The organism is Streptomyces sp. NPDC007189 (genome assembly GCF_040703635.1).
Taxonomy (GTDB): domain Bacteria; phylum Actinomycetota; class Actinomycetes; order Streptomycetales; family Streptomycetaceae; genus Streptomyces.
On the sequence record NZ_JBEYEY010000009.1, the window covers coordinates 12,128 to 26,788 of the forward strand.

At 71.8% G+C, this 14,661-nt stretch carries 14 protein-coding genes; 11 read left to right on the forward strand and 3 right to left on the reverse strand.

Annotated features, from left to right (window positions below):
- Positions 1–16: 16 nt before the first annotated feature.
- Positions 17–2,263, reverse strand: a complete 2,247-nt coding sequence (gene glgX / locus AB0950_RS19545; RefSeq protein ID WP_360152128.1) for a glycogen debranching protein GlgX — start codon at positions 2,261–2,263, stop codon at positions 17–19.
- Positions 2,264–2,531: 268 nt separating this feature from the next.
- On the opposite strand from glgX, the gene AB0950_RS19550 reads away from it, so the two are divergent.
- From AB0950_RS19550 to AB0950_RS19590, 9 genes are all read left to right on the forward strand, one after another.
- Positions 2,532–3,764 (forward strand): Ig-like domain-containing protein, encoded by a 1,233-nt coding sequence (locus tag AB0950_RS19550; protein ID WP_360152131.1) that lies wholly within the window; start codon positions 2,532–2,534, stop codon positions 3,762–3,764.
- Positions 3,765–4,103: 339 nt separating this feature from the next.
- Positions 4,104–5,276, forward strand: coding sequence for an Ig-like domain-containing protein (locus AB0950_RS19555; protein WP_360152134.1), 1,173 nt, complete (start codon positions 4,104–4,106; stop codon positions 5,274–5,276).
- Positions 5,277–5,602: 326 nt separating this feature from the next.
- Positions 5,603–6,370: an enoyl-CoA hydratase-related protein gene (locus tag AB0950_RS19560; RefSeq protein WP_360152137.1), complete on the forward strand. Its 768-nt coding sequence runs from the start codon at positions 5,603–5,605 to the stop codon at positions 6,368–6,370.
- A gap of 298 nt (positions 6,371–6,668) precedes the next feature.
- On the forward strand, positions 6,669–7,172 hold the full coding sequence (locus tag AB0950_RS19565; protein WP_360152140.1) for an ATP-binding protein: 504 nt from the start codon (positions 6,669–6,671) through the stop codon (positions 7,170–7,172).
- Between the two features lie 85 nt (positions 7,173–7,257).
- Positions 7,258–8,067 carry a polysaccharide deacetylase family protein gene (locus tag AB0950_RS19570; protein WP_366779069.1) on the forward strand — a complete coding sequence of 270 codons (810 nt, stop codon included), beginning with the start codon at positions 7,258–7,260 and terminating at the stop codon, positions 8,065–8,067.
- Entirely contained in the window at positions 8,067–9,254 is a 1,188-nt protein-coding gene (locus tag AB0950_RS19575; RefSeq protein ID WP_360152146.1) for a beta-propeller fold lactonase family protein, read from the forward strand. Before AB0950_RS19570 ends, AB0950_RS19575 begins: the two co-directional genes overlap by 1 nt.
- A 77-nt stretch (positions 9,255–9,331) precedes the next feature.
- Positions 9,332–9,943, forward strand: a complete 612-nt coding sequence (locus AB0950_RS19580; protein WP_366779070.1) for an ADP-ribosyltransferase — start codon at positions 9,332–9,334, stop codon at positions 9,941–9,943.
- A 51-nt stretch (positions 9,944–9,994) separates the two neighbouring features.
- Positions 9,995–10,906, forward strand: a complete 912-nt coding sequence (locus AB0950_RS19585; protein WP_366779071.1) for a MerR family transcriptional regulator — start codon at positions 9,995–9,997, stop codon at positions 10,904–10,906.
- 59 nt (positions 10,907–10,965) lie between these two features.
- The gene (locus tag AB0950_RS19590) at positions 10,966–11,178 is read left to right on the forward strand and encodes an EF-hand domain-containing protein (protein ID WP_330337704.1); all 213 of its coding nucleotides are present in this window, start codon (positions 10,966–10,968) and stop codon (positions 11,176–11,178) included.
- Positions 11,179–11,309: 131 nt separating this feature from the next.
- Here the strand turns inward: AB0950_RS19590 and AB0950_RS19595 are convergent, their stop codons facing one another.
- Entirely contained in the window at positions 11,310–12,230 is a 921-nt protein-coding gene (locus AB0950_RS19595; RefSeq protein ID WP_366779072.1) for an AraC family transcriptional regulator, read from the reverse strand.
- 104 nt (positions 12,231–12,334) lie between these two features.
- On the opposite strand from AB0950_RS19595, the gene AB0950_RS19600 reads away from it, so the two are divergent.
- Together AB0950_RS19600 and AB0950_RS19605 are read left to right on the forward strand one after the other, a co-directional pair.
- Positions 12,335–13,327 carry a zinc-dependent alcohol dehydrogenase family protein gene (locus AB0950_RS19600; protein ID WP_366779073.1) on the forward strand — a complete coding sequence of 331 codons (993 nt, stop codon included), beginning with the start codon at positions 12,335–12,337 and terminating at the stop codon, positions 13,325–13,327.
- 103 nt (positions 13,328–13,430) lie between these two features.
- Positions 13,431–14,093, forward strand: coding sequence for an NAD(P)-binding domain-containing protein (locus AB0950_RS19605; protein WP_366779074.1), 663 nt, complete (start codon positions 13,431–13,433; stop codon positions 14,091–14,093).
- Between the two features lie 8 nt (positions 14,094–14,101).
- On the opposite strand, the gene AB0950_RS19610 is transcribed toward AB0950_RS19605, so the two are convergent.
- Entirely contained in the window at positions 14,102–14,656 is a 555-nt protein-coding gene (locus AB0950_RS19610) for a GH25 family lysozyme (RefSeq protein WP_366779075.1), read from the reverse strand.
- Between the last annotated feature and the right edge of the window lie 5 nt (positions 14,657–14,661).

A 14,661-nucleotide genomic window follows, 5' to 3' on the forward strand; every position in this document is an offset into this window, starting at 1 on the left:
GCAGTCCGCGGGGCCGTCACACCACGCGCAGCAGCAGCACCGACCGCTCCGGCACCGTGATCCGCGTCCCCGCCGGATGGACCGTGCCCGGCGCCTCCGCCTGCTCCTCGCGGGCGGTGTCCACGACCACCTCGTACCCGTCCGCCCAGGGCTGGCCCGGCAGGACGAAACCCGTCGGGTCCTCGCCCGCGTGCAGGATCGCGAGGAAGCTGTCGTCGGTGACCGGCGCGCCCCGCTCGTCGCGGCCCGGGATGTCCCGGCCGGAGAGGTACATGCCGAGCGTGGCGGCCGGGGCGTACCAGTCGCCCTCGGTCATCTCCGCGCCCCGCGCGGTGAACCAGGCCAGGTCGCGCAGCCCGTCCGCCGAGTGGGCGCGGCCGGAGAAGAAGGCCCGGCGGCGCAGCACCGGATGCCGGTGGCGCAGGGCGATCAGCCGGGAGGTGAGGTCGAACAGGGGCCGCCACGCCGGGTCGTCCAGCAGCGACCAGTCCAGCCAGCTGATCTCGTTGTCCTGGCAGTAGGCGTTGTTGTTGCCGCGCTGGGTGCGGCCGAGTTCGTCGCCGGCCACCAGCATGGGCACACCGGTGGACAGCAGGAGCGTCGTCAGCAGGTTCCGCAGCTGCCGGCGGCGCAGCGCCCGCACCCGCTCGTCGTCCGTCTCGCCCTCCGCCCCGCAGTTCCAGGAGCGGTTGTCGTCGGTGCCGTCGCGGTTGTCCTCGCCGTTGGCCTCGTTGTGCTTGCGCTCGTACGACACCAGGTCGCGCAGCGTGAACCCGTCGTGCGCGGTGACGAAGTTGACCGAGGCGTACGGGCGCCGGCCGCCCCAGGCGTACAGGTCGCTGGAGCCGGACAGCCGGTAGCCCATCTCGCGGACGTCCGGCAGGGCGTGCCGCCAGAAGTCCCGGACGGCGCCCCGGTAGCGGTCGTTCCACTCCGTCCACAGCGGAGGGAACGCGCCGACCTGGTAGCCGCCCGAGCCGATGTCCCACGGTTCGGCGATCAGCTTCACCCGGCGCAGCACCGGGTCCTGGGCGATGACCGCCAGAAAGGGCGAGAGCATGTCGACGTCGTGCATCGAGCGGGCCAGCGCCGCCGCGAGGTCGAAGCGGAAGCCGTCCACGCCCATCTCCGTCACCCAGTAGCGCAGCGAGTCGGTGATCAGGCGCAGCACCTGCGGCTGCACGACGTGCAGGGTGTTGCCGCAGCCGGTGTAGTCGGCGTACCGGCGGGCGTCGTCCTGCAGGCGGTAGTAACCGCGGTTGTCGATGCCCTTCAACGACAGCGTGGGGCCCAGCTCGTTCGCCTCCGCCGTGTGGTTGTAGACCACGTCGAGGATCACCTCGATGCCGGCCGCGTGCAGCGCGCGCACCATCCGCTTGAACTCGCCGACCTGCTGGCCCGTCGTACCGGAGGCGGCGTAGGCGGCGTGCGGGGCGAAGTAGCCGATGGAGTTGTAGCCCCAGTAGTCGGCCAGTCCCCGGCGCAGCAGGTGGTCCTCGTGCGCGAACTGGTGGACCGGCAGCAGCTCCACCGCCGTGACGCCCAGCTTCACCAGGTGCTCGATCGCCGCCGGGTGCGCGAGGCCCGCGTACGTGCCGCGCAGCTTTGGCGGAATCCCCGGGTGCAGCCTGGTGAAGCCGCGCACGTGCAGTTCGTAGATCACCGAGTCCGCCCAGGGCGTCTTGGGCCGCCGGTCGTCGGACCAGTCGTCGTCATCGTGCACGACGACGCCCTTGGGGACGTACGGCGCCGAGTCCCGGTCGTCGCGCACGGTGTCGGCGACGTACTGCTCGGGCCAGTCCCTCACGTGCCCGTACACCTCCGGCGGCAGGCCGAACTCGCCGTCCACCGCGCGCGCGTACGGGTCCAGCAGCAGCTTGGCCGGGTTCCAGCGGGCCCCGGTCCACGGGTCCCAGCGGCCGTCCACCCGGTAGCCGTACCGCTGCCCCGGCATCACGCCGGGCACGAAGCCGTGCCAGATCTCGTGCGTCAGTTCGGTCAGCGGAATCTGCGTCTCCCGCCCCCGCTCGTCGAACAGGCAGACCCGGACCGCCTCCGCCCCGCCCGCCCACAGCGCGAAGTTGGTGCCCGCGACCCCGTCCGGGCCGACCCGGAACCGGGCACCCAGGGGCGTCGGGGCGCCCGGCCACACCACAGGGGCCGGCACCGCGGCGCGCCGCGCGCCGTTCGCCACGGCCGGCCGCTGCCCGGTCCCGGCGGCCGGCTCCCCGGCCGGTGCCCGCTGCTCGGCTGCGCTCGTCACCTGTCGGCCCCTCTTTCAGTGGCTCGGCCCCGGGGCGGCGCGGGCGGGCCGGGCGCGTCCCACGGCGCCCGGCCCGCCCGGTACGGCTGCGCCCCGACGGCCGGGGCGCCCTCCGGATCGCGCTGCGTCCCTTTCAGCCGATCTGTCCGAAGGGCGCCCCTTCCGTGCGGGCGCGGCGGCTCCCCAGCGTGTCGTCCTTCCCTCTGTTCTGCCCAGCGCGTGGGTCGCACTCACGTTTCCCCGGAGCGTGCGTGGTCGTTGAGTCCGCGTGAGGCATCGAGAAGGACGCGCGCGGCGCGCGGGAGCCGCGCTGGCCGCCGTACTGACATGGGCGGCACTGCTGGCAGGCTGCTCGTCGGGGGGCTCGGGACCGCTCGGTCTCGACGCGGCGCCCGGCAAGCACCCGGCACCCGAGGACGTCATCCACATCACCCCCGACGACGGCAGCAGGGCCGTCCGCCCCGGCCGGCCGCTGCGGGTCCGGGTGCCCGGCGGCCGCCTGCAGAAGGTGACCGTCGTCCGGTCCCAGGACGCGCAGGACGCGCAGGCCGTGCCGGTCCCCGGGCGCATCAGCGCGGACGGCACGGCATGGCGGCCGGACGAGGACCGGCTCGCGCTCGCCGCCGAGTACACCGTCGACGTGGTGGCGCTGGACCCCGCGGGCCGCCGCTCGGCCCGGCACACCACCTTCACCACGTTCGTCCCCGACGCGCGCTTCATCGGCTACGTCACCCCCGAGGACCACGCCGTGGTCGGCACCGGCATGATCGTCTCCCTCGACTTCAGCCGGCGGATCACCGACCGCGCCGCCGTCGAACGCGCCGTACGCGTCACCGCGCGGCCCGGTGTGGAGATCCGCCCGCACTGGTTCGGCCGCAGCCGGCTCGACTTCCGCCCCGAGCGGTACTGGAAGCCCGGCACCGAGGTCACCGTCGACCTGAACCTGCGCGACGTCCAAGGGGCGCCGGGCGTCTACGGGCTGCAGGACAAGACGTTCTCCTTCACCGTCGGCCGCAGCCAGGTCTCGCGGGTCGACGCGGCCCGGCACACCATGCAGGTGCGCCGGGACGGCCGGCTGCTCGCCACCGTGCCGATCACCGCGGGCGCCCCCGAGAACCCCACGTACAACGGCAAGATGGTGGTGATGGACATGCTGGAGGTCACCCGCATGGACAGCCGCACGGTCGGGTTCGGCGGCGAGTACGACATCCCCGACGTGCCGCACGCCCTCAGGCTCACCGACTCCGGGACCTTCGTGCACGGCAACTACTGGTCGCCGAACGCCCCCGGACACGTCAACGTCAGCCACGGCTGCGTGGGCCTCAGGGACGTCAAGGGCGGCGGACCGGACACCCCGGCCGGCTGGTTCTTCCAACGCAGTCTCGTCGGCGACGTCGTCGAAGTCGTGGGCAGCGACGAGAGGACCGTCGCCCCCGACAACGGCCTGGGCGGATGGAACATGACGTGGAAGGAGTGGAAGGCGGGCGGCGCGGAGAAGTAACCAGGTGGGGGCCCTCGGTTCGGGCGGCGGTGCGGCGGCGGGAAGTTGCGACGGAACGGTGACATTCGCCTGACACCCCGCTCAGAACCAGGCGGTTAATATGCGCGCACCAGTGTGGTGGGGAGCGGGCCTGACCAGGTCCGGCGAGGGGAGAACAACTTGAACATGCGGCCTGTACCGGGGGCGTCGAAGGCGGGGCCGAGAGAGACGCAGGGGCGCGCCGGTATCGGGAGGGCGAGCGCGCGGAGGCCCGAAGGGGTGAGCACGGTCGCCCTCCCGATACCGGCTGGAGCGCCCCGGAGGCGAACGAGCGACAAGAAGGGGCGGGGCCGTGGGGGGATGGCGCTGATATCCGGTGCCCTCGTGCTCGCCCTCGCCGCCTGTGGCGGTGGCGGCGGCAAGGGGGCCGACGGCAAGGGCAAGGACTCCAGCACCCAGCAGGGCAAGCAGCAGTCCGCCGCCGACGTCACCATCTCGCCCAAGTCCGGTGCCACCGGCGTCGACACCAGCGGCGCGCTCAAGGTGAGCGTCGCCAAGGGCAAACTGACCGAGGTCACCGTCAAGGACGGCAAGGGCCACGCGGTCGCCGGCGCCCTCACCGGCGGCGGCGCCTCCTGGACGCCGTCGACCCATCTCGCCGCGTCCACCACCTACACGGTGCACGCGGTCGCCAAGGACTCCGCGGGCCGCGAGGCCGCCGAGGACTCCCGGTTCACCACCCTGACCCCGAAGAACACCTTCCTCGGCTACTTCACCCCCGAAGACGGCTCCACCGTCGGCGTCGGCATGCCGTTCTCCATCGACTTCACCCGGGGCATCACGCACCCGGACGCCGTCGAGAAGGCCATCAGGATCAGGACCGAGCCGGCCGTGGACGTCGAGGGCCACTGGTTCGGCAACGACCGCCTGGACTTCCGCCCGGAGAAGTACTGGAAGGAAGGCACCAAGGTCACCGTCGACCTCGACCTCGACGGGGTCGAGGGCCGCGACGGCGTCTACGGCAAGCAGCACAAGACGATCACCTTCACGATAGGCCGCAACCAGGTCTCGATCGTGGACGCCAAGAAGCACACGATGAAGGTCACCCAGGACGGCAAGGTCATCAGGACCCTCCCGGTCACCACCGGCAAGCCCGGCTACGACACCTGGAACGGCCAGATGGTCATCAGCGAGAAGCTCACCGTCACCCGCATGAACGGCGAGACGGTCGGCTACGGCGGCGAGTACGACATCAAGGACGTCCCGCACGCCATGCGCCTGACCACCTCCGGCACCTTCCTGCACGGCAACTACTGGGGCGGCGGCGCCTTCGGCAACTACAACGCCAGCCACGGCTGCGTCGGCCTGCGCGACGTGCGCGGCGGCTACGACGGCTCCACTCCGGCGGCCTGGATGTTCAACCACTCGATCATCGGCGACGTGGTGATCGTGAAGAACTCCCACGACCGCACGGTGGACCCGGCGAACGGCTTCAACGGCTGGAACATGCCGTGGGCGGACTGGACGAAGTGAGTCCCGCGTGACGTGCGGGCCCGGTGCTGTGAGCCACTGCACCGGGCCCGCTGCCGTTGATCCCCGTGCTGTGCCTGCCTGGGGGGACAACCCCCGGACCCCCGGCCGCGTGTGATCGACCGCACCCGAGCCCGTGCCGTTAATCCCCGTGCTGTGCCTGCCTGGGGGACAACCCCCAGACCCCCGGCCGCGTGTGATCGACCGCACCCGAGCCCGTGCCGTTAATCCCCGTGCTGTGCCTGCCTGGGGGACAACCCCCGGACCCCCGGCCGCGTGTGATCGACCGCACCCGAGCCCCTGCCGTTAATCCCCGTTAACCTGCCTCCATGACCGTCACTCTCGAAGTCGCCGAAGGCGTCGGAACCCTGCGTCTGGACCGTCCGCCGATGAACGCGCTGGACGTCGCCACCCAGGACCGGCTGAAGGAACTCGCCGAGGAGGCCACGCGCCGCGACGACGTGCGCGCCGTGGTGATCTACGGCGGCGAGCGGGTGTTCGCGGCGGGCGCGGACATCAAGGAGATGCAGAACATGGACCACACCGCGATGGTCCTGCGCTCCCGCGCGCTGCAGGACTCCTTCACGGCCGTGGCCCGCATCCCCAAGCCCGTCGTCGCCGCCATCACCGGCTACGCCCTCGGCGGCGGCTGCGAACTGGCCCTGTGCGCCGACTTCCGCATCGCCGCCGAGAACGCCAAGCTCGGCCAGCCCGAGATCCTGCTCGGCCTGATCCCGGGCGCCGGCGGCACCCAGCGGCTGCCCCGGCTGATCGGCCCCTCCAAGGCCAAGGACCTCATCTTCACCGGCCGCCAGGTCAAGGCCGACGAGGCCCTCGCGATCGGCCTGGTCGACCGCGTCGTACCGGCCGCCGAGGTGTACGAGCAGGCGCACGCCTGGGCCGCGAAGCTCGCGCAGGGCCCGGCGATCGCCCTGCGCGCGGCGAAGGAGTCGGTGGACACCGGCCTGGAGACCGACATCGACACCGGACTCGCCGTCGAACGGAACTGGTTCGCGGGTCTGTTCGCCACCGAGGACCGCGAGACCGGCATGCGCAGCTTCGTGGAGGAGGGCCCGGGCAAGGCCAAGTTCCGCTAGCGCGGGCCGTGTGACCTTCCCCCCAACTCCGCCGGGCGCCCTTGCAGTTGACGCGTCGTCTCATCCGTGTCCCTCGATGGGGCGGTTTATGGGAGCCTTAACGCAGCCTTAAGCCCGCGTTGTCGAGGGAGGCCGACGATTGCCCGGAAGTGAGCCGTCTTCGCAGGTCAACCGGGCCCTACCGGCCGGTGACATGTCGTCGGCATATGCCGGTCGCCCGGCGGAGAGCGGGGGCGTGCAGGGGGCGTATTCCCCCGGAACGGCCCCGAAGACGGCTCCGGGCCGCCATCATGTTGGCATGGCGGGGCTGGAGGGCATCGAACAGCCGCGGGGACACAGCCGTGCGGCCGCGGCGCGCTGGTCGCCCACGGTCGAGGACGAACGGGCGCTCAAGGCGCTCGAACTGTTCGGCGACCCGACGGAGGCGGAGGTGCCGCTGCCGTCCCGCCCGGAGTCCGCGGCCACCGCCCGCCGGCTCGCCCAGGTCGTCGTGCTGCGCACCTGGCGGCTCACCCCCAAGCTCACCGAGGACTGCGTGCTGCTCGTGTCCGAGCTGGTCGGCAACGCCGTACGGCACACCGGCGCCCGGGTCTTCGGCCTGCGGATGCGCCGCCGCCCCGGCTGGATCCGGGTGGAGGTCCGCGACCCCTCACGCGGCCTGCCCTGTCTGATGCCGGTGCAGGAGATGGACACCAGCGGCCGGGGGCTGTTCCTCGTCGACCGGCTCTCCGACCGCTGGGGCGTGGACCTTTTGCCGCGGGGCAAGACGACCTGGTTCGAGATGCGGGTGGCCGACCGGTAGCGGTGGCGTGACCTCCTCGCCGACACGACCCGAAATCATCCTTCTTTCGGGGCAATCGGCGGTTTTCTTACCTGACGCGCCTTAAATGGTGCGGGTGACCACGACCAACCGACGCGGAGTGCTGCGCGCGGGCGCCGGGCTCGTCGCCGGCGGTGCGCTCGCCGCCGGTTGCGGCGCGGACCAGCCCGCCCGGCCCGGCACCCCGGATCCCACGTCCCCGTCCCCGTCCGGTACCCCCTCCGCCCCCCGCCCGGCGGGCGCCCACGCGGTGCCCGCCCCCCGCGCCTACCCCGGGCAGCCCGCCCAGATCACCCACGGCCCGCGCACCCGCCCCCAGGTCGCCCTCACCTTCCACGGCCAGGGCGATCCGCGGCTCGCCCACGCGCTGCTCACCGAGGCCGAGAAGGCCGGGGCCCGCCTCACCGTGCTCGCCGTCGGCACCTGGCTGGACGAACACCCCGACATCGCCCGCCGGATCCTCGACGGCGGCCACGACCTCGGCAACCACACCCAGCGCCACATCGCCGTCAACACCCTGCCCGAGGCGGACGCCCGCAAGGAGATCACCGACTGCGCGGACCGGCTGAAGCGGCTCACCGGATCCATCGGCACCTGGTTCCGCCCCTCCCGCGCACCGGCCGCCTCCCCGCTGGTCGCCCGGCTCGCCCGCGCCGCCGGCTACCCGCACGTGCTGTCGTACGACGTCGACTCGCTCGACTACACCCGACCCGGCGCCGCCGCCGTCACCCGCAAGGTTCTCGCCGACGTGCGCGGCGGGTCGGTGGTGAGCATGCACTTCGGGTACCCGGACACGGTCGCCGCCCTGCCCGATCTCCTCCACGAACTCGACCGCCGCGGACTGCGCGCGGTCACCACCACGGAGCTGCTGAGCTGATGCGAACCACGAAAGCCGCCCGCCTGCTGGCGGCCGGCGCCGTCCTCACCGCCCTGACGCTGCTGTCCGCGTGCAGTACGGGGGCTCAGCACCACGGCAACGACGCCCTGGCCAGCAAGGCGCCGCCCCGGCCCGGCAACGGCAAACGGCAGGTCGACGTGCTGCCCGGGATGCCGCCGGTCGCCAACCCCAAGGACCTCTACTCCGCCGACCGCCCGAACCAACTCTCCCCGGTCGTCAAGGACTTCCCGTCCCGGGTGTACGTCCCCAACACCAACTCCAACACCGTCACCGTCATCGACCCCAAGACCTACGAGGTCATCGACACCATCCGGGTCGGCCGCCAGCCCCAGCACGTCGTGCCGTCCTGGGACCTGAAGACCCTGTGGGTCAACAACGACCTCGGCAACAGCCTCACCCCGATCGACCCGAGAACCGGCAAGGCGGGCAAGCCGGTCGCCGTGCACGACCCGTACAACCTGTACTTCACGCCCGACGGCAAGTACGCCGTCGTGATGGCCTCCCGGGACCGCGAGCTGGTCTTCCGGGACGCGCACACCATGAAGGTCGTCAAGGCGGTGCCGGTCAGCTGCTACGGCGTCAACCACGCCGACTTCTCGCCCGACGGACGCTACTTCATCGTCTCCTGCGAGTTCAGCGGCGAGATCCTCAAGGTCGACACCGCGAAGATGAAGGTCGTACGCCAGGAGAAGCTGCCGTACGCCGGAGCGATGCCGCAGGACGTCAAGATCTCACCCGACGGCAAGCTGTTCTACATCGCCGACATGGCGGCCAACGGCCTGTGGATCCTGGACGGCGACAAGTTCACCCGGCCGACGTTCCTCTACACCGGCAAGGGCGCCCACGGCCTCTACATCAGCCGCGACTCCCGCTCCATGTACATCTCCAACCGGGGCGAGGGCACCATCTCCGTCTTCGACTTCGCCAAGAAGCGGCTCACCGAGAAGTGGCGCCTGCCCGGCGGCGGCAGCCCCGACATGGGCGGCGTCTCCGCCGACGGCACGGTCCTGTGGCTGTCCGGCCGCTACGACGCCGAGGTGTACGCCATCGACACCCGCACCGGGAAGGAACTGGCCCGCATCAAGGTCGGCAGCGGCCCGCACGGCCTCGCCGTCTACCCGCAGCCGGGCCGCTACTCCCTCGGCCACACCGGCATCTTCCGCTGACCGCGGGTCGGGCGGACACGCCGCCGATCGAGTGATGATCCACGCGGGACGGCCGGCCGGCCGCCATCGTGCTGCGCGTGATCATCACCCGTCTGCGGCGCCGTACCGCCGCCGCCCTCCTGTCCCTCGGCGCCGTCCTCGCCACCACGGCCGCCACCGCCCCGGCCGCACCGCACACGGCCCCGGCACCCGCCAGGGCGGCCGCACCGGCCTGCCCCCGGTTCGAGGACAAGCTCAAGGCCGCCGCCGACCACGACGTCGACCTCACCCGGATCACCCCGGCACCCGCGTGGCGCACCACCTGCGGCACCCTGTGGCGCAACGACAACCGCGCCCCGGACGCCATCTTCGAGCAGGGATTCTTCCCCCGGGGCGTGGTGGGCGGCCAGTACGACATCGAGCAGTACGTCCTCGTCAACCAGCCCTCGCCGTACGTCTCCACGACCTACGACCACGACCTCTACAAGACCTGGAAGTCCAAGTACAACTACTACATCGACGCGCCCGGCGGCATCGACGTCAACAAGACCATCGGCGACACCCACAAATGGGCCGACCAGGTCGAGGTCGCCTTCACCGGCGGCATCGCCCGGCAGTACATCGTCGGCGCCTGCCCGGTCGACAAGCAGACCAAGACCGAGATCATGAGCGACTGTGTGAGCAACCCGTACTACCAGCCCTGGCACTGACGGCCGGGAGGCCTTGAGTCTCCAGCCGCTGGAGGGACCAGACTCGCCGACATGACCGAAGACGGCACCGGACTTCTCACCATCGGCGAGCTGGCCCGGGCCACCGGGCTGACCGTGCGCACCATCCGCTACTGGTCCGACGAGGGCGTCCTCACCCCGGTGGCCCGGTCGGCCGGCGGCTACCGGCTCTACGACGCCGCCGCCGTCGCCCGCCTGGAACTGATCCGCACCCTGCGCGAGCTGGGGCTGGGCCTGGACGACGTACGCGAGGTGCTGGCCGGGGAGCGGACGGTGGCCGAGGTCGCGGCCACCCATGTCGCCGCCCTGGACGCACAGATCCGGTCGCTGAAGGTGACCCGTGCGGTGCTGTCGACGGTCGCCCGACGAGGCTCGACCGCAGAGGAGACGGCACTCATGAACAAGTTGGCGCGGCTGTCCGCCGCCGAACGGCAGCGGATCATGGAGGAGTTCGTGGACGAGACGTTCCACGGGCTGGACACGGCGGACTCCGACATCCGGAGCCGGATGCGCGACACCGCCGTCCACCTGCCGGACGACCCGACGCCCGAGCAGGTCGACGCCTGGGTGGAGCTGGCCGAACTGATCCAGGACCCCGCCTTCCGGGCACAGATGCGCCGGGCGGCCGAGTTCAACGCCGCCGACCGGCGGCACGACACGCCACCCGGGGCGTCCATGTGGTTCGTCAAACGGCTCGTCGAGCTGGTGGGCCCGGCCCGGGAGCGCGGCATCGCCCCCGAGGCACCGGAGGCCGGCACGGTGCTGGGTGAACTGCTCGGCGACGCCGACCACGCGGCCGTGCTGGAGCGGATGAAGGCGAGCCACAACGTCCGGCTCGCCCGTTACCGCGAACTGATCGGCATACTGAAGGGAACCCCCGTCTCCGCGCACGAGGAGGACTTCGCCTGGGTGGTCGCCGCACTCGAGGCTCGTGCGGGCCGTTAATCTGACCAGCGTCAGTACGCCAGCACGGCATGAGAAACACGACCAAAAGGGGCGGATCGGTGGCGGACATCGAGGAAGCACGCAAGCAGTTCCAGCGGATCGACGCGGACGGTGACGGATTCATCACGGCCGCCGAGTTCAAGAGCGCCCTCGCGCAGGGCGGTGACTGGAACGTCACCGAGACGGTCGCCGAGGCCATCATCAAGCAGCGCGACCTCAACGGCGACAAGGTACTGTCGTTCGACGAGTTCTGGGCGTACCTGAACAAGTGACGCACGGCACCAAGTGACGCACGGCAAGGGGGCTCTCCCGGAGGGAGGGCCCCTCATGCGTGGTGCCGGCGGGCGGCGCTGGAGTTGCTGCGGGGAAGCGGCTGACCCCCGGCGGCACTGCCGTACCGGCCCTACGCGACACCCCGCCGGTACTGCCCGGGAGGCACCCCGTACTCCCGCTTGAAGGCCTTGGCGAAGGCGAACTCCGAGGTGTAACCGGTGCGTTCGGCGATCTGGCGCAGGGAGAGGTCGTCCGAGCGCAGCAGCCGGCCCGCCGTCGTCATCCGCCACCAGGTCAGATACGTCAGCGGCGGCTCACCCACCAGCGCCGTGAACCGGCGGGCGAACGCCGCCCTGGACAGCCCGCCCGCGGCGCCGAGTTCCGCCACCGTCCAAGGGCGCCCCGGCTCGGCGTGAACCGCGCGCAGCGCCGCCGCGACCGCCGGATCGGCCAGCGCCGCCGCCCAGCCCCGCGCCCGGCCCGCCGCACGCTCGCTCTCCCACCAGGCCCGCAGGATGAACAGCAGCAGCGTGTCCAGCAGCGAGGTGACGATCGCGTCCGTGCCCGGCCGCTGCTCCTGAAGCTCCATCCCGAGCAGTTCCACCGCCGCCCGCAGCGAGCGATGACCGCCGACGGTGGCGGGCAGGTGCACGATCTCCGGCAACTCGGCCAGCAGCCGGTGCGAGCGGTCCCGGTCCAGCCGGTAGATCCCGCACAGCGTGACCGTGTCCGGGCAGCCCTCCCGCGGCTCCTCCGGCGCAGCCCCGCTCCAGGTGCCGTCGGGCAGCAGCCGTACCTCCCGCGTGGGCACGCCCGGCGCGCTCACCAGGGAGTGCCCGAGCCCGTGCGCGAGGAAGACGACGTCCCCCGGCGCCAGCGCCACCGGCTCACCGTCCTGGGGGACCAGCCAGGCCGACCCGCGCAGCACCACATGGAACCCGGCCTCGTCGTCGGTGGCGAACCGCAGCCCCCAGGGCGCGTACTGGTACCGGCGCGCGGAGTGCGGCCGGCCGATGCGCATGGCCGCGACGACATCGCTGAGCACGTCCATGCCCGCCAGCCTAACCACGGGATTTCCGGGCGGGAGACGATCGGACAGGAACCGGAGACCGGAGGACATGGAACGTCTCGTGACCGGCTTCTAGCGTCGACGCCATGACACATTCCGCACGCACAGTGCTCTTCCACGAAACCGGCGGCCCCGAGGTGCTCACCGTCGAGCAGACCGAACTGCCGGACCCCGGGCCGGGCGAGGTGCTGGTCAGGGTCGAGGCGATCGGGCTCAACCGGGCCGAGGCGATGCTCCGCACGGGCACCTACTGGTACCCGCCGGCCCTGCCGGGCTCGCGCAACGGCTACGAGGCCGCCGGCGAGGTGGTGGCGGTGGGCGCGGACGTGACGGCGTTCGCGCCCGGCGACCCCGTGTTCAGCGCGGCGAACTTCAACCTCAGCTCCCGCGGGGTCTACGGCGACCTGGTGCTGCTGCCCGAGACCTCGGTCCTGCCGCGCCCGTCCGGGGTCGACGCGGTCACCGCCGCCGCCGTCTGGCTCACCTACACCACGGCCTACGGCGCCCTGGTCGAGCGGGCGCGGATGGCGGCCGGGCAGCACGTCCTGATCACGGCGGCGGCCGGCGGGGCCGGCACCGCCGCGATCCAGATCGCCCGGCGCTCCGGCGCGATCCCCATCGCGGCCACCCGCAGCGAGGCGAAACGGCAGGCGCTGCTCGACGCGGGCGCGGACCTGGTCGTCGTGGGCGACCACGAAGACGTGATCAAGGAGACCGTACGGCTGACCGACGGCCGGGGCGCCGACATCGTGCTGGACGCCATCGGCGGCCCCGTCTTCCGCGAGCTGGGCCGGGCGGCCGCCGCCGACGCCCACATGGTCAGCTACGGCTGGCTGTCCGAGCGGCCCATCGAACTGCCGCTGAACTGGCCCGTCACCGTGCACGGCTACAGCAACTTCGTGGTGACCGGCACCGCCGAGGGCCGCCACCGCGCCGCCCGCTACCTGGCCGCCGGCCTCACCGACGGCACCCTGCGCCCGGTGATCGCCGAGGTGTACGACGGCCTGGACCGCATCCGGGACGCGCACCGCCTGATGGAGTCCAACCGCCACACCGGCAAGATCGTCGTACGGCCGTGAGGGCGCTCACCCGATCGGCGTGGCGGCGGAATAGCAGCCGTACCGACGAGGTTGTCGCCGGACAGACGCATGCACATGCATGCAATGACCCGGAAGGCGTGTCATGAAGATCGGCATCATCGGCGCGGGGAACATCGGCGGCAACCTCACCCGGCGGCTCACCGCCCTCGGCCACGACGTCGCCGTGGCCAACTCCCGCGGCCCCGAGACACTCAGGGAACTCGCCGAAGAGACCGGAGCGACCCCGGTCCGGGCGGAGGAGGCGGCCAAGGGCGCCGACGTCGTGGTCGTCACCGTCCCCCTCAAGGCGGTCCCCGACCTCCCCTCCGGCCTGCTGGACGGCGCCGCCGAGGGGGCCGCGGTGATCGACACCGGCAACTACTACCCGCAGCAGCGCGACGGCCGGATCGCGGCCATCGAGGACGAGGGCCTCACCGAGAGCCGCTGGACCGAGCAGCACCTCGGCCACCCCGTGATCAAGGCCTTCAACGGCACCTACGCCCAGGACATCCTGGACCGCCCCCGCCCCGCGGGAGACCCCGAGCGCATCGCCCTCCCGGTCGCCGGCGACGACGAGGCGGCCAAGGCCAAGGTCCGCACCCTGATCGACGAACTCGGCTTCGACACGGTCGACGCGGGCGGCATCGACGACTCCTGGCGCCAGCAGCCCGGCACCCCGGTCTACGGCCTCCGCGGAAACACAGAAGCCGTCAAGAAGGCCCTCACCGCAGCCTCCCCGGCCCGCCCGGCGGACTTCCGGGGCTGACACCGGCACTACGGCGTGGCCCACTCCTTCAGAGCGGCCTTGCTGGAGAAGTTGGCCACGTCCTTGTCGTGGGGGGTGCTGGTGTACTGGTGGAAGCGCCACTTGGCCTTGATGCGGGGGTGGCCGGCGGTGACGTAGTCGGCGATCCAGAGGCCGTCGCCGGCGTAGGAGGTCGTGTCGACCGTCAACCAGTAGTTCCTGTTCGTGTAGAGAATGACCCGGTTGTGCGGCCGAAGGCCCTTCAGTGTGTGGATGAAGTGGTCCTTCTCCGCGTTGCTCGCGTGGGTGCCGTCGCCGGTGGTCTCCCAGTCGACCGCGAGGATGTCGCCGGCGCGCTCGGGGGTGTGCTGGACGAAGTACTCGGCCTGGGCGGTGATGTTGCCCGGCCACAGGAAGTGGTAGAAGCCGACGACCAGTCCGGCGTCGCGGCCTCTTTTGGTCTGGGCGCTGAGCCGCGGATTGACGTACGAACGGCCCTCCGTCGCCTTGATGAAGACGAAGGAGAGGCCGTCCGTGTCGTACGCGGAGGACTGGAAGGCGCTTACGTCGATGCCGTGCAACATGTAGG